This window comes from Streptomyces sp. PsTaAH-137, assembly GCF_003259365.1.
Taxonomy (GTDB): Bacteria; Actinomycetota; Actinomycetes; order Streptomycetales; family Streptomycetaceae; genus Streptomyces.
In genome coordinates, this window is record NZ_QLLY01000001.1 from 570,207 (window position 1) to 592,553 (window position 22,347).

The following is a 22,347-nucleotide window of genomic DNA, read 5'->3' on the forward strand; positions in this document are numbered from 1 at the left end:
CTCTTTACGATCCTGGAGCCGTGCGTGCCTCATTTCGACCTGCCGCTCGATGAACTGCGGGGCTACGAGCCCGCCCTGACGGCTCCCGACGACTTCGACGTCTTCTGGGAGAAGACGCTGGCCGAGGCCGGGGAGCACGCGCTCGACGCGCGGTTCGAGCCCGTCGACGTGCCGTACACGGCGGTCGACGTATTCGACGTTACGTTCGCGGGCTTCGGCGGGCACCCCGTGAAGGGCTGGCTGGTCCTTCCCGCGGGCACGAACGAGCCGATTCCGGCCGTCGTGCAGTACATCGGCTACAACGGCGGGCGCGGCCTGCCCCACACCCACCTGCAGTGGGCCACCGCCGGTTTCGCGCACTTCGTCATGGACACCCGCGGCCAGGGCAGCGGCGGCTCGGTCGGTGACACGCCGGACCCGGTCGGCAGCGCCCCCTCGGTCGCCGGATTCATGACCCAGGGCATACAGGACCCGCACGACTACTTCTACCGCCGCGTCTACACGGACGCCGTGCGCGCCGTCGAGGCCGCCCGCTCGCACCCGCTGGTCGACGCCTCCCGGGTCGCCGTGGTCGGCGGCAGCCAGGGCGGCGGCATCTCGATCGCCGTCGCGGGCCTGGTCCCCGATCTGCGGGCCGTCGCGCCCGACGTGCCGTTCCTGTGCCACTTCGGCCGCGCGGCCACGCTCACCGAGCGTCACCCGTACCGGGAGATCGCCCTGTACCTGAAGACGCACATCGGGCAGGACGAGCGGGTCTTCCGCACGCTCTCGTACTTCGACGGCATGAACTTCGCCGCCCGCGCCACGGCGCCCGGCCTGTTCTCGGTCGCCCTGGAGGACCTGACCTGCCCGCCGTCGACCGTGTTCGCCGCGTACAACCACTGGGCGGGCCCGGAGCGCTCGATGGAGGTGTACTCCTTCAACGACCACGAGGGCGGCGGCCCCTTCCAGCAGTTGGTGCAACTCCAGTGGATTCCGGGCCACTTGAGGGACTGATTACGGCCACGGTGGCCGACGGCACTCTTGTCACCGACGCGTGGGAGCCGCTACTTTGCGGCTCCTACGCGTGCCTGTGGGATGCAGGGCAGCCAAGGGGGCTTCAATGGCATTACGGGGCCGGCACCGCCGGTATCAGCCGAGCCGGGTCAACCGCGCCTCGCTCACCGTGACCGTGGGCGGCGCCGGCATGGCGATCCCGCTGATCGGCGCGGGCGGCGCACAGGCCGCGGACGTCGGCACCTGGAACAAGGTCGCCGCCTGCGAGTCCAGCAACAACTGGAGCATCAACACGGGCAACGGGTTCTACGGCGGTCTGCAGTTCACCGCCTCCACCTGGTCCGCGTACGGTGGCGGGGCCTACGCGCCACGCGCCGATCTCGCCACCAAGGACCAGCAGATCGCCGTCGCCGAGAAGGTGCTGGCGGGCCAGGGCCCCGGGGCCTGGCCGGTCTGCTCGCAGCGGGCCGGTCTGAGCCGGACCGAGGCCGCTCCCGTGCGCACCGTCGAGAAAAAGACGAGGCCCGCCCAGCCGGTCAAGGACGTCAAGGACGTCAAGCCCGAGGTCATCCCGCAGTCGACGGCGAGCAAGGGCCGTGCGGAGATGTACACCGTCGTCCGCGGCGACACCCTGTCCGGCATCGCCGAGACACGGAAGGTGAGCGGCGGCTGGACCCGTCTGTACGCAGCCAACCGTACGGTCGTCGGCGGCGACCCGGACCTCATCGTCCCCGGTCAGCGGCTGACGGTGCCCGGACACGGCAAGAGCGCGCCGAAGCAGCCCGACACCCACCGGGCCACGCCGAAGAAGTCCGACGCCAAGAAGTCGGACACGAAGAAGTCGGACACGCAGAAGGCCGAGTCCCAGAAGGCCGAGTCCCGGAAGGCCGAGGCCAAGAAGACCGAGGCGAAGAAGGCCGGCGCCGAGAAGCACGGGACCAAGAAGGCCGGTTCCGCGCAGAAGGCGTCGGGCGGCGTCGTGGCCCCGGTCTCCGCCTCCATCGGCACCCCGTACCACGCGGCCGGTTCCTCCTGGTCGAAGGGCTACCACACGGGCGTCGACTTCGTGGTGCCCACCGGCACCTCCGTGAAGGCGATCGAGGCCGGCACGGTCGTCTCGGCCGGCTGGGGCGGCTCGTACGGCTACGAGATCGTGATCCGGCACGCCGACGGCAAGTACAGCCAGTACGGGCACCTGTCGGCGCTCACCGTCAAGAGCGGGCAGCGCGTGGTGACCGGGCAGCGCATCGCCCGCTCCGGGTCCACGGGCAACAGCACGGGCCCGCATCTGCACTTCGAGGTGCGGACCGGGCCCGGCTTCGGCAGCGACGTGGACCCGCTCGCCTATCTGCGGGCCCACGGCGTCAGGATCTGAGGAACCGGTCCGCGCACGGCCCGCGCAGCCCGTCGCGCCGGTCCTCGGACTGGCGCGGCAGGCTGTCCAGCGCCGCGGGACTGTCCGGGATCCTCGGGCTGTCCCTGGCCGCCGGGCCCTCCGGGGCCGCCGGACCGTCGGGAACGGTCAGCTCGTCGGGAACGGCCGTGGCCGTCCGTTCGGCCCGGCCGTCACGCTCCGCATTCTCGGCATGCCCCGCGTTCTCCCGTGAGCCCTGAGCGACGATGTGCGTCGGCTGCTGCTCGCGTCCGATGCGCTCGGTCGTCAGCAGGATCAGACCACCCGCCGCGACGACACCGCAGCCCAGCGCCAGCACCGTGCCGATCGTGCCGTGACGGAACGTCTCGCCGAACAGCGTGAGGCCGACGGCCGCCGCGACCACCGGGTTCACGACCGTGGCCGTCGCCAGCGGCACCGCCAGGCCCGCGCCCCGGTAGGACGCCTGCGACACCAGCATGCCGGTGACGGCCAGGCCCGCGATCGCCAGCAGCGTCGCCAGCTGCTCCAGCGGCTCGCCCGACCAGTCCACGGCCACCGACTTCGTGAACACCGACGCCATGCCGAACGCCCCGCCCGCCGCGACGGCCAGCAGCACCGAGCGCACCACCGGGTGCCGGTGCGCGGCCCGCGCCGACGTCATCAGGACCAGGGCGCCACCGGCCGTGATCAGGCCGACGAGCAGCCGCTCCGTGCCGCCCAGGGACTGCTCGGAGGAGCTTCCGGTGAGCGCGAGGAGGCCCGCGAGACCGGCCGTCGCCATGACCGCCCCGCGCCACGCGGTGGCCCCTGCCCGACGCCCCACGAGCAGGGCCGCCATCGGCAGCGCCAGGACGATCGTGAGCGCGCCCAGCGGCTGCACCAGGCTCAGCGGGCCCAGAGCGAGCGCCACGACGTGCAGGAGGGCGCCCAGGCCGTTCAGGCACCCCGCGCCCCACCACGCGGGCCTGCGCAGCGGCGCGTACGCCGTCTGCGGAGAGGTCTCCGCCACCCGCTCCTGCACGATCGCCCCGCCCGCGTAGGCCACCGCGGAGACGAGGGACAGCAGCACGGACAGCGCCAGGGCGCTCATGAGGCGTTCCTGGGGGAGCGGTGCGGCCGACGGTCGGTTGTCATATCTCCACGATCTCTCGTTCCGGCCTTTCGTGTCGTCCGCCCTGAGCAGTCATTGAGTACTACTGCCGATGGAGTACCCAGGATTCCGAGTCATCCCCAGGGCGGGTGTCCAGAGCGCTACCGAACGTGTCGGCCCTCTTCCGCGCGTGGCGTTCATGGGTGACCATGAGACGCGCCCCGCCTCCAGCCGTTCTCGAGCGGCGGTGGGAGGGCGGCTCTGACCAGTGGCGTTGGTGCCCGACCGATGACAGGGGTCGCGCGTGCGAGTGGGGTTGCTCAGCCGGGAATATCCGCCGGACGTCTACGGCGGTGCGGGGGTGCACGTCGAGTTCCTGGCGCGTGAGCTCCGGCCGCTCGTCGACCTGGAGGTGCACACCTGGGGCGAGGGCGCGGGCGACGGGGTGCGCAGGCACCGCGCCTGGCCGGCCCTGGACGGGGCGAACGACGCGCTGCGCACGCTCTCCGTGGACCTCTCCATGGCCGCCGCCCTCGAAGGGCGCCAGCTCGTCCACTCCCACACCTGGTACACGAACCTCGCGGGACACCTCGCGGCGCTGCACCTCGGCATCCCGCACGTGCTGACCGCCCACTCCCTCGAACCGCTGCGCCCGTGGAAGGCCGAGCAGCTCGGTGGCGGGTACGCCCTGTCGGCCTGGGCGGAGCGCACCGCGATCGAGGCCGCGGACGGGGTCATCGCGGTGTCCCGGGCGATGCGCGACGACATCCTCGCCTGCTACCCGGCGCTGGAGCCGAAGCGGGTCCGCGTCGTGCACAACGGCATCGACGTCTCGCTCTACCAGGCCGACCCCGGCACCGACGTGCTGCGCCGCTTCGGCGTCGACCCGGACCGCCCGTACGTTTTGTTCGTCGGCCGCATCACCCGGCAGAAGGGCGTGCCCCATCTGCTGCGCGCCGCCCACGAGTTGACCAAGGGTGTGCAGCTGGTGCTGTGCGCGGGCGCGCCGGACACCCCCGAGATCGGGCGCGAGTTCCGGGAGCTGGTGGAGGAGCTGAAGCGGACGCGCGACGGGGTGCACTGGATCCCGTCGATGCTGCCCCGCTCCGAGGTCGTCCAACTCCTCGGCCACGCGACGGCGTTCGTCTGCCCGTCGATCTACGAACCGCTCGGCATCGTCAACCTGGAGGCGATGGCCTGCGGCACCGCCGTCGTGGCCTCCAAGGTCGGCGGCATCCCCGAGGTGGTGGCCCACGGCGAGACCGGTCTGCTCGTGCCGTACGCGGAGCAGGACCCGCAGGGCTTCGAGCGCGGCCTGGCCGAGGCGCTGAACACGGTGGTCGCCGACGCCGGCGAGGCGCGCCGCCTGGGCGCGGCCGGACGGGAGCGGGCCGCCGCGGAATTCGGCTGGGACGCGATAGCCCGGCGCACGGTCGGGGTATACGAGGAGATCCTGAACGGCGCTTGAGACATGGGGGGTTGATGGTCATGCGCGGTGGGCCTTCGGTACTCGGGATCGTTCTGGCGGGAGGAGAGGGGAAGCGGCTGATGCCACTCACCGCGGACCGGGCGAAACCGGCGGTGACCTTCGGCGGCATGTACCGCCTCGTCGACTTCGTGCTCTCCAACCTCGTCAACGCCGACATCCTGCGCATCTGCGTCCTGACGCAGTACAAGTCGCACTCGCTGGACCGGCACGTGACGACGACCTGGCGGATGTCGAGCCTGCTCGGCAACTACGTCACGCCGGTCCCCGCCCAGCAGCGGCTCGGCCCGCGCTGGTACTCGGGCAGCGCGGACGCCATCCTCCAGTCGCTGAACCTGGTCCACGACGAACAGCCCGACTTCATCGCGGTGTTCGGCGCCGACCACGTCTACCGGATGGACCCGCGGCAGATGCTCACCCAGCACATCGAGTCCGGCGCGGGCGTCACCGTCGCCGGGATCCGGGTGCCCCGCGCCGAGGCGTCCGCGTTCGGCATCATCACGCCCGCCCGCGACGGCACCCGCGTCGAGGCGTTCCTGGAGAAGCCCAGCGACCCGCCGCCGCTGCCCGGCTCCCCGAACCAGGTCTTCGCCTCCATGGGCAACTACCTCTTCACCACCAAGACGCTCGTCGACGCCCTCAAGGAGGACGCCGAGGACGACAACTCCGCGCACGACATGGGCGGTTCGATCCTTCCGCTGCTCACCGAGCGCGGGGTCGCCCAGGTCTACGACTTCGACGGCAACCACGTCCCCGGCGAGACCGAGCGCGACCACGGCTACTGGCGCGACGTCGGCACGCTCGACACGTACTACGACGCCCACATGGACCTGGTCTCCGACCGGCCCGCCTTCAACCTGGACAACCGCCGCTGGCCGATCTACACCCACGCCGGACAGCTGCCGCCCGCCCGGTTCTGCGCCGCCGGCATCGCGAGCGAGTCCATCGTCAGCCCCGGCTGCGTGATCCGCGGGCAGGTCACCCGCTCCGTCCTGTCGCCCGGGGTCAGCGTCGAGGACGGCGCGGTCGTCCAGGGCTCGGTGCTGCACGACAACGTCCGGATAGGCCGCGGCGCCGTGGTGCGCGGCGCCGTCCTCGACAAGAACGTGGAGGTCCCGGCGGGCGCCACCATCGGCGTCAACCCGGGCCGCGACGCCGAGCTGTACACCGTCTCCAAGGGCGGGGTGATCGCGCTCGGCAAGGGGCAGGCCGTGCGCTGACCTACTCCCCGGCAGGGGCCGGCGGCGTGCCCTCGAAGCCGTTGGCCCAGTAGCGCCCGCGCAGCGACAGATCGAGCAGCATGCGGGTCGCCTCCTCCGGTGACATGGGGTGCGGGTCCGACTCCAGCCACCAGTGCAGTACGGCGAGTTGCTCGCCCACCCAGGCGCGGGCCAGCACGTCGACGCTGATCCGCGGAGTGACCTTCTCGTGCGCCGCGCGCGCCCGGAACACCTCCGCGGTCGCCTCGGTCTGCGCCGCGGTGAACTGACGCAGCGCCCGTCCGTCGCCCTCGCCGCGCAGCATCATCCGGTACGCGTCCCGCTCCTGCTCGGCGTGGCGGAAGATCTCCAGTGCCGGCTTGCCGGTGAAGCCCACCTCGGACGCCGGGACCAGCGGCCGCAGCCGCTCCTCCAGCTCGTCCAGCAGATCCGTCACGACGCGGTCGAGCAGCTCGTCCTTGTCGGTGTAGTGGCTGTAGAAGGTGGCCCGGCCCAGGTCGGCCCGTTCGGTGATGTCCTCCACCGTCACGGCGGCATAGCCCCGTTCGAGGACCAGTGACACCAGCGCGTCCCGCAGCAGGCGTCGGGTGCGGCGTACTCGGCGATCGCCTGCTTCCGGCGGCATGGTCCCGGCTCCTCTCGGCTCCCTGACTGAGGACCGCAGCCTACCGGATTATTGACAGCCCGAAAGTTTCTGTACATGGTGTCCATTAGTGGCCGCCGTGAACATTTGAGCCGACGAGCGTGGGAGCAGCCCGTGAACCTGGGCACGTACATCACTCGAAGCAGTACCTTCTGGCCGGAGCGCGAAGCCCTGGTCTGCGGTGAGCGCAGGCTGAGTTACGCGGACCTGGAGCGCACCACCAACCGCCTGGCCTCCGCGCTGACCGGCCGCGGTCTGGTGCGCGGCGAGACCGTGGCGACGTACGCGGGCAACTGCGCCGAGGTCGTCGAGACCGAGATGGCCCTGTGCAAGGCCGGGCTCGTGCGGGTGCCGATCAGCCCCCGGCTCTCCGTCGACGAGGTCGCGCACATCCTGGGCGACGCGTCCGTGCGGGTGCTGTTCGCGGACACGGGCCGGCTGGACGCGGCACGCGCCGCACTCCACAGGTCCGGCGCCGACTGCCTCCTGGTGCACTACGGCGAACAAGACGGCCTCGCCTACGCCGAGTTGCTCGGTGAGGGGCATGACGGGACCGTCGCCGTCGAGGTCGACGAGCACGACCCCGCCGTCCTCAACTTCACCTCGGGCTCCACCGGCCGGCTCAAGGCCGCCGTCCAGACCCAGGGCAACCGGCTCGCCAACCTCCGCAAGCGGATGATGAGTCCGGAGAGCGCGCCCTCCACCGGAGAGCGCTATCTCGCCGCCGGTCCCATCACCCACGCCCCCGGGATGCCGCTGCTCGCCTCCCTCACCTACGGATCCACGGTCGTCGTCCTGCCGCAGTGGGACACGGAGCTGTTCCTGAGCACCGTCGAGCGGGAGCGGATCACGGCCACGTTCGTCGTGCCGACCATGCTGAACATGCTCCTCGCGCACCCCAGGACGGCCGCCACTGATCTCTCCAGCCTCAAGGCGCTGCACGTCGGCGGCGCGCCTGTCGCCCCACAGCGGCTCAAGGAGGCCGTCGAGACCTTCGGGCCGATCGTCGTCCAGGGCTACGGGCAGGTCGAGACGACCAGCGGCATCACCGTGCTGACCCGCCAGGACGTGCTCACCGGCGCCACCACCGACCCGGAACTCCTGAAGTCCTGCGGTCGGCCCGTCTTCGACACCGAGGTGCGCGTCGTCGACGAGACCGGCGCTGCCGTGCCCGCGGGCACCGTCGGTGAGGTCATCGCCCGCGGGCCCGACTGCGTGACCGAGTACTGGCACGAGCCCGAACTCACCGCCGAGACCTTCAAGGACGGCTGGGTGCACACCGGCGACCTGGGCTATCTGCGCGCCGACGGCTACCTCTTCATCGTCGACCGCAAGAAGGACATGATCATCTCCGGCGGTTACAACGTGTACAGCAGCGAGGTCGAGGCCGTCCTGTACACGCATCCCGCCCTCGCCGAGGTGTGCGTCGTCGGCGTCCCCGACGAGCACTGGGGCGAGGCCGTCAAGGCCGTCGTCGTCCGCAGGCCCGACAGCGCCGTCGGCGAGGACGAGGTGATCGCCTTCTGCGCCGAACGTCTGGCCCGCGTGAAGAAGCCGCGGTCCGTCGAGTTCGTCGACGCGCTGCCCGTCAACCGCAACGGCAAGATCGACCGCCGGGCCGTCCGTGCCCGCCTGCGGGCCGCCGCCGAGCGCCGCGCCCACTGACAGGAGACCGCCGTGACCTTCACTCTCACGCCCGCCCACGAGGACAACCCCCGGCTCCAGGACCTGGTGGGCCGGCTGCGCGACTACCTCGACGGGGAACTCGCCGACTACGAAGCCGGGCTGGGGCTCGGCCCGGAGAGCGTCTACACCCGGGCCGACCTCGAACCCGTCTGGCGGCGCAGCCGCGAACTCGGCTTCTACGGCGTCCACCTGCCGCCCGACCAGGGCGGCCAGGGACTGACGTACACCGAACTCGCCGCGCTGAAGGAGGAGGTGGGAGCCTCCGGGCGGATACTCCAGCACAGCGTCCTCGGCGACATGGGCGGACCGCTGCGGGCCGGCTCCGTCCTCGAGTACGCCACCGACCACCAGCTGGAGAAGTACCTGCTGCCGGTCGTCCGCGGCGAGCGCGCCTGCTGCTTCTCGCTGACCGAGACCGACGCCGGCTCCGACGTACGCGCCCTGCGGACCGTCGCCGTACCGGAGGAGAACGGGGACGGCTGGCGGATCAGCGGACACAAGGTGTTCTCCTCGGCGGGACCGTTCGCCGACTTCTCCGTGCTCATCGCGCGCATGGCACCCGAGCCGGGCGCGCCGGACGACGCGCCCCCGGTCTTCTCCGCCTTCCTCGTCGACCTAGACGCGCCCGGCTGCACCGTCCGGCCTGGCGAGACACCGATGTCCGGCGAGCGCATCGAGAGCGACATCGTCCTCGACGACTGCCGCGTGGGGCCGGAGCAGCTGCTGGGGAACGTGGGCGACGGACTGCGGATCGGGCTCGGCCGCGTCACCACCAACCGGCTGCTGCACTGCCCGACCGTCCTCGGCCTCACCCGCCGCGCCCTCGGCCTCACCCTCGACTTCGCCCGCACCCGGGAGGTCTTCGGCGCACCGCTCGGCGCGCTCCAGTCGGTCCAGCACAAGCTCGCCGACATGGCCACCGCCTACTACGCGGCGCGCAGCATGACCTACGACGCGCTGGCCGCGCTCGACGCGGGCGGCAAGCCGCGCACCGAAGCCTTCATGTGCAAGCTGTTCGTCGCCGAGAACGCCTTCCGGATCGCCGACGAGGCCGTGCAGATCCACGGCAAGGCCGGTCTGGTGCGCGGCGCCGAGATCGAATGGATCTTCCGCAGGCTGCGGATGTTCCGGGTCCTGACCGGCTCCTCCGAGATCCAGAAGAACGGGATCGCGCGCAACCTGCTCGTCCCGAAGGACCCCACCTGACCGGCCCCGGTCAGCCCGCCACGGACCTGACGTCGATCGGCACCGCACCCGTGCGGTAGCCGCGCTCGTCCAGCAGGTTCCCGTTCAGCTTCATCGGCCACAGGGCCACCGCCCGGTCGACGACGGTCAGGGCGGGCACCCGCTCGGCGAGCCGGACCTCGAAGCGCTGGGCGTCGTCGAGCGAGCGGACCCAGGCGACCAGCTTGAGGTTGTGCCGGCCGATCACGCCCGCGCACAGCCGCACCTCGCGTGCGCCGGTGACCTGCTCGGCCACCGTGCGCAGCTCGGCGGGCGCGGCGCGGCCCCACAGGATCAGCGAGACCGGCCACTCCGACAGGGGCCTGGCCACCTCGCAGCGGAACTGCGCCATACCGGAGGAAAGGAGGCGGTTCACCCGGCGACGGACGGTGTCGGGGCTCGTCCCGCACCGCTCGGCCAGGACCGTGTTGCTCGCCCTGCCGTCCACGGACAGTTCGGCGAGCAGGGCGTGGTCGAGGTCGGTCAGCTCGAAGACGGACGCGTCACCCCGGGGCGCCGCGTCCTCGGCGAGCCGGGCGATCTGCTCGCTGCTCAGGGCGCGCAGCCGCCACCGGCTGCCCTCCGTGTACACCGTGCTCGCCAGGTGGGTGCGGGTGGTGACGATGCCGTCGAGCGCGCCGAGCCGGTGCGTCACCCAGTGGGTGAGCGCCGACAGCCGGGGCGCGAGCACCGTCAGCAGCAGGTCACGGCCACCGCTGACGTGCTCGACGGTGATCACGTGCGCCTCCGCCGTGAGCGCGCGGGCGACCTCGGTGAGCCGCCCGTTCGCACAGTCGACCTCGACGAACGCCAGACAGCCCTGCCCGGACTCGGCGGCTGCGGGACCGGGATGGCAGCCGATCCAGGCTGCCCCGCTCCGGGCCAGCCGCTGCCAGCGGCGGGCCACCGTCACCGGGTCCGCACCGACCGCCGCGCCGATCCGGGCCCACCCGGCCCGGGGCGCGATCTGCAGGGCGTGCACCAGGGCCTGATCCAGATCGTCCAGCGCAGCCGTGCCGAATTCCTGCGTCACCGCTCCACCCCTGCGTTTTCCCTGCGATTCATCGTCCGTTCCTGCGGCAGGGCAGCACCCTGACGCCATTCCCTCACTCTCCCCAGTGGTCAGCCGGACCGTACCAGGAGGTTCACCCCCTATGTCGTTCACCGCACGTGCCCAGGAGCTCCAGCCCGACCTGGTCCGGCTGCGCCGCGCCCTGCACCAGGAACCCGAACTCGGCTTCGACCTGCCGCGCACCCAGGAGAAGGTCCTCGCCGCGCTGGACGGACTGCCCCTGGAGATCACCCTCGGCAAGGGGCTCAGCTCCGTCACCGCGGTGCTGCGCGGCGCGAAGCCCGGCGGCGCCGTCCTGCTCCGCGGCGACATGGACGCCCTGCCCGTCACCGAGCGCAGCGGCGTCGCGTACGCCTCCCGGATCCCCGGCGCCATGCACGCCTGCGGCCACGACCTGCACACCGCGGGCCTCGTCGGCGCGGCGACGCTGCTCGCCGAGCGCCGCGAACAGCTCCAGGGCGACGTCGTGTTCATGTTCCAGCCGGGGGAGGAGGGCCACAACGGTGCCAGCCTCATGATCGAGGAGGGGGTGCTGGACGCGGCGGGCAAGCCCCTCGACGCCGCCTACGCCCTGCACGTCGCCGCGAACACCCTGCCCGGCGGCTGGATCGCCACCCGCCCCGGCACCGTCACCTCGGCCTCCGACATCCTGACCGTCACCGTGCGCGGCAAGGGCGGCCACGGCTCGACCCCGTACAGCGCCAAGGACCCGATCCCGGTCGCCTGCGAGATCGTCACCGCGATCCAGACCTGGGTGACCCGCCGCTTCGACCTGTTCGACCCCGCCGTCGTCACCGTCGGCACCTTCCACGCCGGCACCCAGCAGAACGTCATCCCGGACACCGCCACCTTCGAGGCCACCGTGCGCAGCTACTCCGAGGTCGCCCACGAGCGCCTCATCGAAGGGCTGCCGCGCCTGGTGCGCGGCATCGCCGAGGCACACGGCGTCGAGGCCGAGGTGGACTACAAGGTGAGCTACCCGGTCACCGTCAACGCGCCCGACGAGACCGCGTTCGCGATCGACACCGCCCGCGACCTGTTCGACAAGGACGAGGTGTGGCAGGCGCCCAACCCGGCCAACGGCTCCGAGGACTTCGCCTTCGTGCTGCAACGCGTCCCCGGCGCGATGCTCATGATCGGCGCCGCCCCCGAGGGCACCGACGTCGCGAACGCCCCGATGAACCACTCCCCGATGGCCGTCTTCGACGACGCCGTCCTCGCCCGCCAGGCCGCCCTGCTCGCCGCGCTCGCCGAGCGGCGCCTCGCCCGGGGAACAACCGCGTGAGCGCCCAGGGGGGCACCGGCACGGACGCCGGTACGCGGGCCGGTACGCAGAAGGTCCGCGCCGTCGTCGGGCTGCTCATCGCCTTCGAGCTGGTCAGCGGATTCCTCCAGGGCGCGGCCGTGCCGCTGGTGCCCGAGATCCGCGACTGGCAGGGCATCACCACCGGGCAGGCCCAGTGGTTCACCTCGGTCCAGTACCTGGCCGCCGCGATCAGCGTCCCGGCCTTCGGCCGCCTCGGCGACCTGTACGGGCACCGGCGCATGATCCGGGTGGCCCTCGGGACCATCGCGGCGGGCACGGTCCTCGTCGCCTTCGCCCCGAATCTCACCGTGCTGCTGCTGGGCCGCGCGCTGATGGGCCCCCTCGCGGCGCTGCTGCCGCTGGAGATCGGCCTCGTACGGGACCGGCTCAGCGTCGACGGCGGACGCCGGGCCGTCGGCATGCTCGTCGGCGCCCTCACCCTCGGCACCGTGCTCGGGCACGGGCTCGTCGGACCGGTGCTCAGCCTGCTCGGCGATCTGCGCGCGACCCTGATCGTCCTCGCCGTGGCCGCCGTCAGTTGTCTCGTCCTGTCCTTCACCGCGATCCCCGAGTCCCGCACCCGGGGCCGCGGCCGCATGGACTGGTCCGGCGCCGCCCTGCTCGCGCTCGCCCTGGTCACCCTGCTCGGCACGGTCTCGCGCGGCGCCGCCTGGGGCTGGGCCTCGGCGCCCACGCTCGGCGGACTGCTGCTCGCCGCCGTGCTCCTCGCCGTATGGATCAAGGTCCAACTCGTCCGCCCGCACGCCCTGGTGGACGTCCGCGCGGTGGCCCGCCGGCAGAGCGCCCCCTACTACGCGTCCGGGTTCGTGCTCGGCGCCGTGATGCTCGGCGGGCAGTCCGTCGCCGTCAGCTTCATGGCCGAGAACCCGGCTGAGACGGGATACGGCTTCGACCTCGCGCCCTGGCAGATCAGCCTGTACGGCGTCATCCCGAACATCATGGCGTTCGTCGGCTCCGCCCTGTGCGCGGCGCTCGCCGCCCGGATCGGGTACCGCAAGCTGCTCCTCGTCTCCTTCGGCCTGCTGACCGTCGGCTACTTCGGCCTGCTCGGGGTGCACGCGGGGCTCGCCCCGTTCGCCGTGGCCAACGCGCTGGTCGGCGTCGGCTGCGGGCTCGCGCTCGGCGGGCTGCCCACCGTGATCGTGGAGGGCAGCGCCACCGACCGCACCGCCAGCGCCACCGCCGTCTACAACAATCTCAAGACCCTCGGCGGCAGCGTCGGCGGGGCCGTCTTCGCCGTCGCGCTCGGCTCCTTCGTCCTCGGCGGCACGGACACCCCGTCACTGACCGCGTACCTCGCGATCTGGATCGGCGGGGGAGCGGCCTGCGCGCTCGCGGTCCTGGTCCAACTCGGCCTGAGCCGCGGGCGGTCCGCAGCGCGGGCGTCCACCGCTCCCGCCCCGGCGGGGTCGGTGTCCGACCGCGCCGGCTGATCCGCGCACGGGAGCGCGCGCCCCGGGCGCACAGACTGCCCTCCGGTGCCTGGAGCACCGGAGGGCAGCCGGCTCACAGCACGCGCCGCCGCCTCCCGAGCCAGGTCTGCGCGATCACCACGACGGCCAGGAACGCGCCGCTGACCACCTGCTGGTACGCGGAGTCCAGCGAACCGATCTGGTTGATCACGTTCTGGATGACCTTCAGCAGCAGCACGCCCACGAGCGAGCCGCTGATGAAGCCGAAGCCGCCCGTCAGGAGCGTGCCGCCGATGACGACCGCGGAGATCGCCTCCAGCTCCATGCCGGAGCCGAGGATGGTCACCCCGGACACCAGCCACGCCGCGTTCAGCGCACCGGCGAGCCCCGCGCACAGCCCGGACACCGTGTACACGCCGATCTTCGTGCGGGCCACCGGCGCGCCCATCAGCGCCGCCGCGTCCTCGTTGCCGCCGACGGCGTACACGTACTGCCCGAAGCGGGAACGGCGCAGGACGACCGCGCCCGCCACGAACAGCGCCAGCGTGATCCACACCGGCACGCCGATGCCGAGCAGCTTGCCCTGGCCGAGCGTCGCGAAGAACGTGGACTTGTCGACGAGATACGTGGTCGAACCCTCGTCGGTGATCGCCAGCAGCAGTCCGCGCGCGCCCAGCATCGCCGCCAGCGTCACGATGAACGGGGCGAGCCGGGAGCGCGCGATGAGCAGCCCGTTCACCAGGCCGATCAGCCCGCACACCGCGAGCGGCAGCAGCAGCGCCACGACCGTCCCGTACTGCGAGCCCCACGCGGCGAGCACCCCGCCGAGCGCGAACAGCGACCCCACCGACAGGTCGATGCCCCCGGTGACGATCACGAACGTCATGCCGAGCGCCACGACCGCGAGGAACGCCGACGACAGCGCCATGTTCTCCAGGTTGTCGCCGGTCAGGAACGTGTCGAAGGAGAACGACGCGACGATCACCGCGATCACCAGCGTGACCAGGGCGCCGTGCTGCTGGGCGAGCGCGCTCAGCCGTTCCGCGCGCGTCGCGCCGAGCGGCTCGTCCTCGGCCGCCCCGACCTGCCCTGTCGTCTTGCTCGTTGTGGAGTCGGTCATCGTCATCGCTTCCCCCGCTCCCTGGCCGCGTAGACGGCGAGCACGATCACCACGGCCTGCGCGATCTGTGTCCACGACGGCGGCAGGTCGTGCTTGATGAGCGTGGCCGTGAGCAGCTGGATCAGCACCGCGCCCGCGACCGTGCCGCCGATCCGGACCCGGCCGCCGGTGAGCGGCGTACCGCCGACCACCACCGCCGTGATCGCGGAGAGTTCCATCAGATTGCCGAGCGACGTCGGGTCGCTCGCGGTCAGCCGCGCCGTCGCCAGCACCCCGGCGATCGCCGCGAGGACACCCGACGCGACGTAGACCAGGATGAGGACCCGCCGCACCGGAAGCCCCGCGAGCTGCGCGGCCGGTCGGCTGTCGCCGATGGCCAGCAACTGCCGGCCGAACGTGGTGCGCCGCACGACGAAGGCGACCAGCAGGGCCAGCGCCGCCGCGATCAGCACCAGATAGGGGATGCCGAGCACGTCACCGGTGCCGAGCGAGCGCAGCCCCGGATCCCGTACGTCCTTCAGCTGCGGCAGCAGCACGAGGGCGAGACCGCGCCCGGCGACCATCAGCGCCAGCGTGGCGACGATCGGCTGGACTCCGATGAACGCGACCAGCGCCCCGTTCGCGACACCGATCAGGGCGCCGCCGACGAGCGCCGCCACGACGGCGATCAGCGGGCCGTAGCCCAGATAGAGGGAGATCACGGACGTGGCGAGCGCCATCACCGAGCCGACCGACAGGTCGACGCCCTCGCTGCCGATGGCGAGCGCCATGCCGAGCGCCACGATCAGCACCGGCGCCACCTGCACGGCCTGGGTACGGAAGTTCTCCGTCGACAGGAAGTGCGGGGTGAACGCGATGTTCACCAGGAGCAGCACCGCGACACCGGCGTACACGCCGTAGTCCTGGAGGAGGCGCAGCAGCCGGTCGCGGTCGACACCGGCCCTGCCCAGGGTCAGTTCACTCAACGTGCTTCCCTTCGGCGGGAGTCGCGGCGATCGCGCGCATCAGACGATCCTCCGTCACCGCGTCTCCGGTGAGCTCGGCGACCACCGCGCCGTCCTTCAGGACGACGACCCGGTCCGAGCCCTCGATCAGCTCCTCCATGTCGGAGGAGATCAGCAGCACACCGAGACCGTCGTCCGCCAGCTCGTCGATGAGCTTCTGGACCTCGGCCTTGGCGCCGACGTCGATGCCGCGCGTCGGCTCGTCGAGCAGCAGCACCTTCGGGTTCATCGCCAGCCAGCGGGCGAGCAGCACCTTCTGCTGGTTGCCGCCCGACAGCTCGCCGACCTTCTGGTGCGGGCCCGACGCCTTGATGTGGAGCCGCTTCACGAACGTGTCCACGATCTTGTCGATCCGCGCCTCGTCCACCAGACCGAACCGGGACAGGCCCGGCAGCGCGGCCAGCGCGATGTTCTCCCGCACCGAGAGCCCCGGCACGATCCCCTCGGCCTTGCGGTCCTCGGGCAGCAGGCTGATGCCCGCGCGGATCGCCGCCGGAGTGGACCCCGTACGGACCGGCGAGCCGGCCACGACGACCCGGCCGCCGTCCGTCGGCAGCGCGCCCGCGATCGCCTTCGCCGTCTCGCTGCGCCCCGAACCGAGCAGCCCGCCGAGCCCGACGACCTCCCCGGGCCGCACTTCGAGCGACACCCCGTGCAACTGATGCCGGGCTGTCAACTCCTCGGCCCGCAGTACGGGTTCGGCCGCCGCGTCGTGCTCGCCGGAGAACTTGGTCAGCCCCTCGTCCTGTACGTCACCGATGGCGCGGCCGAGCATCAGCGACACCAGGGCCAGCCGGTCCAGTTCGGCGAGATTCCCCGTGTGCACGACCTTGCCGTCGCGCAGCACGGTGACCGCGTCGCACACCTCGTACAGCTCGTCGAGGCGATGGCTGACGTAGACGACCGCGATGCCCCGCTCGCGCAGCATCCGGATCACCCCGAACAGAGTCTGCACCTCGCGCGGCTCCAGCGACGACGTCGGCTCGTCCATGATGACGACCTTCGCGTCGACCGAGACCGCCCGGGCCAGGGCCACCATCTGCTGGGCCCCGACGCCGAGTTCGCGCAACGGGCGCTGCACGTCCACCCGCACGCCGAGTTCGCGCAGCGCCTCGCCGGCCTCCCGGTGCATCCGCCGGAAGTCGATCAGTCCGAGACGGTTGCGCGGCTCACGGCCGAGGAACAGATTGCGCGCCACGCTCATCAGGGGGACGAGATTGACCTCCTGGTAGATCGTGGAGATACCGGCGTGCTGCGCGTCGAGCGGAGTGGCGAAACTGACCGGCTCACCGTCGTAGACGAGTTCCCCCGCGTCCGGATCCGGCCGGTACACGCCGGTGAGGACCTTGATGAGCGTGGACTTGCCCGCCCCGTTCTCCCCGATGAGCGCGTGCACCTCCCCGGCGCGCGCGGTGAAGTCGACACCGTCGAGAGCGCGCACGCCGGGGAACGTCTTGCTGAGACTGGTCACCGACAACATGTCAGAACGCCTTGTTCAGGTCCGTCTTGGCGTTGTCCTTGGTGTAGGCGCTGTCCTTGATGACGATGTCCTGGCCGACCTTGTCGCCCTTGGTGAAGGAGTCGAGGGTCTGGAAGGCGAGCGGGCCGAAGCGCGGGTTCGACTCGATGACACCCGATATCCAGCCGTCGACGATGCCCTGCACCGCGTTCCGCGTGCCGTCCACCGTCACGATCTTCACGGCGCCGGCCTTCTTGCCCGCGCCCTTCAGGGCGTTGACGGCGCCGAGGCCCATCTCGTCGTTCTCGGCGTAGATCCCGGTGATGTCCGGCTTGGACTGGATGAGCTGCTCGGTGACCGCCTGGCCCTTCTCGCGGGCGAACTCACCGGTCTGCTTGAAGACGACCTTCAGGCCCGGTGCCTTCGCCTTGATCTGGTCCTCGAAGCCCTTGGTGCGCTCGGTGGTGACGTTGTTGCCCGCGGCGCCGAGCAGGATCGCGATGGTGCCCTTGCCGCCGGTGGCCTCGATCATCTGGTCGGCGGCGCGCTTGCCCTGCTCGACGAAGTCCGAGCCGATGAAGGACACGTAGTCCTTGCAGGCGGTCGCGTTGATCTTGCGGTCGACGGTGACGATCGGGATGTGCTTGGCGCTCGCCGCGCGCAGCACGGGCTCCCAGCCGTCGGAGTTCAGCGGCGCGATGACCAGCAGGTCCGCGCCCTTGGCGATGAGGTCCTGGACGTCGCTGATCTGCTTGGAGAACTGCGACTGGGCGTTGGCCGTCAGCAGCTTGATGCCGCGCTTCTGGGCCTCGGCCTTGATGGACGCCGTCTCCGCGATACGGAACGGGTTGGCCTCCTTCTCGGACTGGGAGAAGCCCACGGTGGCGCCCTTGAGGTCCAGCTTCTTGCCGCCGAACGCGGCGACGTCACAGGTCTTGCCGTCGCCGGACGAGGCGACCTCCTGGCCTGCGTTGTCGCCCTTCGAGCTGGAACTGGCCTTGTCGGAGCCGGAGTTGTCGTCCTCCGACTTGGCGCAGCCGGTGGCGAGCGCGAGGCTCGCGACGAGGCCGGCGGCGAACAGGGCCCGGGCGGAGGTACGGCGACGGTGGAGCACGGTCTGCGTCATGTTCAGGTCCCCAAAACGGCACGGCCCGGCGCGAAACGCGGCAACGGGGTGGGTCGGCTGGTGCGATGGCTTCAGTGTTCGACCGGTCGGATCGAGAGGTGCATCGGCGGTACAGGGGAGGTTTTTACATCGTTGGAAGGATGCTGTAAAGGGTTCGCGCAACGCCGGGTGCGGGCGCGGTGACGATCCGGTGTCAGCGGCGCCCCAGTGTGCTCTCCCGTTCCACCAGCCTGAATTCGGCGGTCAGTTCACGTCCTGCCTGCTCGGCGGGGTGTTCCAGGCGGTCGAGGAGCGACTGCACCGCGAGCCGGGCGATGGCCAGCTTGTCGGGCGAGATCGTGGTCAGCGTGACCGCCCCGAACCGGCCCTCCGCGATGTCGTCGAAGCCGACCACCGCCACGTCCCACGGAACCCGCAGGCCACGCTCGTGCAGCACCCGCATCGCCCCGATCGCCACCAGGTCGTTGTACGCGAACACCGCGTCGGGCCGGACCCCGGAATCCAGCATCCGGGCCATCGCCTCGGCCCCGTCCCCGCGGTCCCAGCCGCCCGTCGCGCCCACCAGCGTCTCCGGCGCGGGCAGCCCCGCCGCCGTCAACTCCTCGCGCCAGCCCGCCAGTCGCAGCCGGGCCGGCTGGTTCGCCGAGTCGGTGCGTTCGCCCAGGTAGGCGATCCGGGTGCGGCCCCGGCCGATCAGATGGCGCACCGCGGTGCGGGCCGCCGCGACGTTGTCGATGGCGATGTGGTCGTAGGGCAGCCCGTACTCGCGCTCGCCCAGCAGCACCAGCGGCACCTCGTCGCCGTCCCGGCCGCGCAGATCGTCCGCCTCCAGCTCCAGCGGGCTGAGGATCAGCCCGTCGATCACCCGGGCCCGGAACCCCTGGCTGACCAGCAGCTCCTGCTCACGCTCGCCCCGGGTGTGGTCGAGCAGCACCGTCACGTCGTGCTCGGCGGCGGCGTCGATCACCGCCCCGGCCAGCTCGGCGAAGTACGGGTTGCCCAGCTCGGGCAGGGCCAGGGCGATGATGCCCGTACGGCCTTTGCGCAGGTTGCGGGCGGTCAGGTTCGGCCGGTAGCCCAGCTCGTCGATGGCCTCCTGCACCCGGGCCCGCATCGCGGGCGTGACGTGCTGATAGTTGTTCACGACGTTCGAAACGGTCTTGATCGAGACGCCCGCGCGTTCCGCGACATCCTTCAGGCTCACCCGCACGGAATCTCCTTCGGCTCACCGCGCCCGCTCTTCGGACGCGCTTGTCATGACCCTGGACAGCGCGCCGGAACGCGTGCTGTCATGCCAACTGCCGTTCTTTCCAACGATGTACAAACGAGTTGTACCGACTAGAGCGGCGAGCCGCCACCCTTCCTCGACGCCTCATCCGCGTTCCACACCAGGAGGATCCGTGCGCACCAGTAGCTTCAGACACCGGGGCCGACCGCTGGCCCTGCTGCTCACCGCGGCCCTTGGACTCACCGCGCTCTCCGTGGCACCGCACGCCACGGCCGGCACGGCGAAGGCCGCGCAGCCCACTGCCGACGAACCCGTGGTCCCGCACGGGCTCAAGGGCGAGTACTACACCCAATCCGCCCCCGGCGCCTTCGACTTCGACACGCTGAAGGCCACCGGGTTCGACCCGCAGATCGATTTCGGCAGCCTGGAGTCCCGGCTCCAGGCCGCCACCGGCAGCGCCGACGACGCGACCGTGCGCTGGACCGGGAAACTCGTCCCGGAGAAGTCCGGCTCGACAACGTTTTCCCTCATCGGGGACAACGGTTTCCGGCTCTGGGTCGACGGCAGGCTCGTCGTCGACCACTGGGTCGACGACTGGGACAAGGAACAGACCTCGGCGCCGGTCGAGCTGACCGCCGACAAGGCCGTCGACATCAAGGTCGAGTACTTCGAGCACTACGGTGGCTCCAACCTCCACCTGCGCTGGACCGAGCCGGGCGAGGCCAAGGAGGCGATCCCGTCCTCCGCGTTCCGGCTGCCCGACGACTGGAAGTACGACGGCGCCATCGGCACCACCGTCCTGGGCGACGGCCGCACCCTCAAGCTGGACTTCGCGCAGAAGCTCGGCAAGATACCGGCCGATGTCGGTGACCACCTGTCGGCCGTCGTCGGCGGCGCGAAGTGGCCGCTGAACAAGGTCAAGGCGGACCGCGACGACCCCCGGGCGCTCATCGTCGGCCTGAAGGAACCGGTCGTCGGCAACAAGCAGGGCGACGCCGACGGTCTCGCCGACGTCACCTACGACGGCAAGGGTGGTCTGACCGGCAGCGACGGCACGGCCGTCGGGTCCTTCTGGTCGAGCGGCCCGAACCACTCCACGTACGAGCTGAGCACCAAGTGGGGCGACGACGTCACGGCGGGCAACGCCCACCGCGAGTACCCGCGCCCCCAGCTCACCCGCGACGACTGGCAGAACCTCAACGGCACCTGGGAGTTCGCGGGCGCCAAGGAGGGCGACCCGGTCCCCGTCGGCAAGAAGCTCGGCGAGAAGATCCTCGTGCCCTACCCGGTGGAGTCCCAGCTCTCCGGCGTCGAGCGCCACGAGGACCGGATGTTCTACCGGCGGACCTTCACCGTCCCGGCCGGCTGGAAGATCGGGAGCGGCAAGCGGCTCCAGCTGAACTTCGGCGCCGTCGACTGGCAGTCCGAGGTGTACGTCAACGGCAAGAAGGTCGCCGACCACAAGGGCGGCTACGACAAGTTCAGCGCCGACATCACCGACGCGCTGAAGCCGGGCCGCACCCAGGAGCTGATCGTCGGCGTCTACGACCCGACGGACGCCAAGGACGGCGAGAACCCGCCGATGGGCAAGCAGCGCACCGACCCCAGCGGCATCTGGTACACCCCGTCGTCGGGCATCTGGCAGACGGTGTGGATGGAGCCGGTCGCCGGGGACCACGTGGACGACCTGAAGCTGACCCCAGATGTCGAAAAGGGCCAACTGGCCGTCGAGACGACGGGAGTTCGCTCCGGTCTTCCGGTGACCGCCACCGCGTACGCGGGCAAGCGCAAGGTCGCCACCGCCACCGGCACCTCCGGCGGCACGGTCACCCTCAAGATCAAGAATCCGCGCCTGTGGACCCCCGACGACCCCTACCTCTACGACCTCAGGGTGAGCGTCGGCGGCGACCGGGTCGGCAGCTACTTCGGGATGCGCTCGGTCAAGGTCGAGAACGTGAACGGCACCCCGCGCACGGTCCTCAACGGCAAGCCCACCTTCATGATGGCCACCCTCGACCAGGGCTTCTGGCCCGACGGCCTGTACACCGCACCCAGTGACGAGGCCCTCGCGTACGACCTGAAGATGCACAAGCAGATGGGCTTCAACTCCGTCCGCAAGCACATCAAGGTCGAACCCGACCGCTGGTTCTACTGGGCCGACAAGCTGGGCCTGCTCGTCTGGCAGGACATGCCGGCGATGGAGGCGGGCACCAACCCGTCGACGGCCGCCCGCGCCGAGTTCGAGCGCGAGATGAAGGTCATGATCGACCAGCACTACAACCACCCGTCGGTCATCATGTGGGTCACCCTCAACGAGGGCTGGGGCCAGTACGACGAGGCCCGCCTCGCCGACCAGGCGAAGTCCTGGGACCCGACCCGCCTGATCAACTCCATGTCCGGCATCAACCTGGGCCGGGACGGCGGCACCGGCGACATCATCGACGAGCACGGCTACCCGAGCCCCGCCCTGCCGCCGCACCCCGACGGCAAGAGAGCCCTGGTCAGCGGCGAGTACGGCGGCCTCGGCCTCGCCGTGCCCGGCCACGCGTGGGCCGTCCAGCAGAGTTACGTGGACGTGGACCCGGCGACGTACACGGACGACTACCTCGAGAAGCTCGGTGAGGTCCACAAGCTGGCCTGCCAGGGCTCCAACGGCGCCGTCTACACGCAGATCTCCGACGTGGAGGGCGAGCTGAACGGCCTGCTCACCTACGACCGCAGGGTCGTCAAGCCGGACGTGAAGCGCCTGCACGACGCGCAGCAGCAGCTGATCAAGGACGCCTCCCAGGCGACCGTGGCGAACTGCGCCTGATCCCGCACACCCCCTCGGGGCGGGCCCGCACCGCCGGGCCCGCCCCTCTCTCTCGTGGGAGCACTCT

The 22,347-nt window shown here is 71.2% G+C and carries 17 protein-coding genes; 9 read left to right on the plus strand and 8 right to left on the minus strand.

Going from position 1 to position 22,347, the window contains the following annotated elements; all coding sequences use genetic code 11:
• Positions 1–24: 24 nt before the first annotated feature.
• Together K377_RS02450 and K377_RS02455 are read left to right on the plus strand one after the other, a co-directional pair.
• Complete coding sequence (locus K377_RS02450) at positions 25–996, plus strand: acetylxylan esterase (RefSeq protein WP_111661382.1); 972 nt, start codon at positions 25–27, stop codon at positions 994–996.
• Between the two features lie 106 nt (positions 997–1,102).
• Positions 1,103–2,371 (plus strand): transglycosylase family protein, encoded by a 1,269-nt coding sequence (locus K377_RS02455; RefSeq protein WP_111661383.1) that lies wholly within the window; start codon positions 1,103–1,105, stop codon positions 2,369–2,371.
• Here the strand turns inward: K377_RS02455 and K377_RS02460 are convergent.
• Complete coding sequence (locus K377_RS02460; RefSeq protein WP_111661384.1) at positions 2,361–3,461, minus strand: DMT family transporter; 1,101 nt, start codon at positions 3,459–3,461, stop codon at positions 2,361–2,363. The two genes, K377_RS02455 and K377_RS02460, sit on opposite strands and share 11 nt — an antisense overlap.
• Before the next feature lie 310 nt (positions 3,462–3,771).
• Here K377_RS02460 and glgA point away from each other — a divergent pair, with 310 nt between their 5' ends.
• Positions 3,772–4,929, plus strand: coding sequence for a glycogen synthase (gene glgA / locus K377_RS02465; RefSeq protein ID WP_111661385.1), 1,158 nt, complete (start codon positions 3,772–3,774; stop codon positions 4,927–4,929).
• A gap of 20 nt (positions 4,930–4,949) precedes the next feature.
• Positions 4,950–6,167 carry a glucose-1-phosphate adenylyltransferase gene (glgC, locus tag K377_RS02470; RefSeq protein ID WP_375605896.1) on the plus strand — a complete coding sequence of 406 codons (1,218 nt, stop codon included), beginning with the start codon at positions 4,950–4,952 and terminating at the stop codon, positions 6,165–6,167.
• Between the two features lies 1 nt (position 6,168).
• Here the strand turns inward: glgC and K377_RS02475 are convergent, their stop codons facing one another.
• On the minus strand, positions 6,169–6,792 hold the full coding sequence (locus K377_RS02475) for a TetR/AcrR family transcriptional regulator (RefSeq protein ID WP_111661387.1): 624 nt from the start codon (positions 6,790–6,792) through the stop codon (positions 6,169–6,171).
• Positions 6,793–6,924: 132 nt separating this feature from the next.
• Here K377_RS02475 and K377_RS02480 point away from each other — a divergent pair, with 132 nt between their 5' ends.
• On the plus strand, positions 6,925–8,475 hold the full coding sequence (locus K377_RS02480) for a long-chain fatty acid--CoA ligase (RefSeq protein WP_111661388.1): 1,551 nt from the start codon (positions 6,925–6,927) through the stop codon (positions 8,473–8,475).
• A 12-nt stretch (positions 8,476–8,487) separates the two neighbouring features.
• Complete coding sequence (locus K377_RS02485; protein ID WP_111661389.1) at positions 8,488–9,702, plus strand: acyl-CoA dehydrogenase family protein; 1,215 nt, start codon at positions 8,488–8,490, stop codon at positions 9,700–9,702.
• 10 nt (positions 9,703–9,712) lie between these two features.
• On the opposite strand, the gene K377_RS02490 is transcribed toward K377_RS02485, so the two are convergent.
• Positions 9,713–10,753 (minus strand): Lrp/AsnC family transcriptional regulator, encoded by a 1,041-nt coding sequence (locus K377_RS02490; protein ID WP_258394954.1) that lies wholly within the window; start codon positions 10,751–10,753, stop codon positions 9,713–9,715.
• Positions 10,754–10,874: 121 nt separating this feature from the next.
• Here K377_RS02490 and K377_RS02495 point away from each other — a divergent pair, with 121 nt between their 5' ends.
• Together K377_RS02495 and K377_RS02500 are read left to right on the plus strand one after the other, a co-directional pair.
• A complete protein-coding gene (locus K377_RS02495) occupies positions 10,875–12,077 on the plus strand; it encodes a M20 family metallopeptidase (RefSeq protein ID WP_111661391.1) in 1,203 nt (400 codons plus the stop codon).
• On the plus strand, positions 12,074–13,552 hold the full coding sequence (locus K377_RS02500; RefSeq protein ID WP_111661392.1) for an MFS transporter: 1,479 nt from the start codon (positions 12,074–12,076) through the stop codon (positions 13,550–13,552). Before K377_RS02495 ends, K377_RS02500 begins: the two co-directional genes overlap by 4 nt.
• Before the next feature lie 73 nt (positions 13,553–13,625).
• Here K377_RS02500 and K377_RS02505 read toward each other — a convergent pair whose 3' ends face one another.
• The 5 genes from K377_RS02505 to K377_RS02525 all read right to left on the minus strand — a co-directional run bounded on the left by K377_RS02505 (position 13,626) and on the right by K377_RS02525 (position 19,450).
• Positions 13,626–14,657, minus strand: coding sequence for an ABC transporter permease (locus tag K377_RS02505; RefSeq protein WP_111661393.1), 1,032 nt, complete (start codon positions 14,655–14,657; stop codon positions 13,626–13,628).
• Positions 14,654–15,616: an ABC transporter permease gene (locus K377_RS02510; protein WP_111661394.1), complete on the minus strand. Its 963-nt coding sequence runs from the start codon at positions 15,614–15,616 to the stop codon at positions 14,654–14,656. The genes K377_RS02505 and K377_RS02510 overlap by 4 nt, the downstream gene beginning before the upstream one ends.
• Complete coding sequence (locus K377_RS02515) at positions 15,609–17,135, minus strand: sugar ABC transporter ATP-binding protein (protein ID WP_111661395.1); 1,527 nt, start codon at positions 17,133–17,135, stop codon at positions 15,609–15,611. The genes K377_RS02510 and K377_RS02515 overlap by 8 nt, the downstream gene beginning before the upstream one ends.
• Before the next feature lies 1 nt (position 17,136).
• Positions 17,137–18,240: an ABC transporter substrate-binding protein gene (locus K377_RS02520; protein ID WP_111661396.1), complete on the minus strand. Its 1,104-nt coding sequence runs from the start codon at positions 18,238–18,240 to the stop codon at positions 17,137–17,139.
• A 193-nt stretch (positions 18,241–18,433) separates the two neighbouring features.
• Positions 18,434–19,450, minus strand: coding sequence for a LacI family DNA-binding transcriptional regulator (locus K377_RS02525; RefSeq protein ID WP_111661397.1), 1,017 nt, complete (start codon positions 19,448–19,450; stop codon positions 18,434–18,436).
• Between the two features lie 190 nt (positions 19,451–19,640).
• On the opposite strand from K377_RS02525, the gene K377_RS02530 reads away from it, so the two are divergent.
• The gene (locus K377_RS02530) at positions 19,641–22,280 is read left to right on the plus strand and encodes a PA14 domain-containing protein (RefSeq protein WP_258394955.1); all 2,640 of its coding nucleotides are present in this window, start codon (positions 19,641–19,643) and stop codon (positions 22,278–22,280) included.
• Positions 22,281–22,347: the final 67 nt, after the last annotated feature.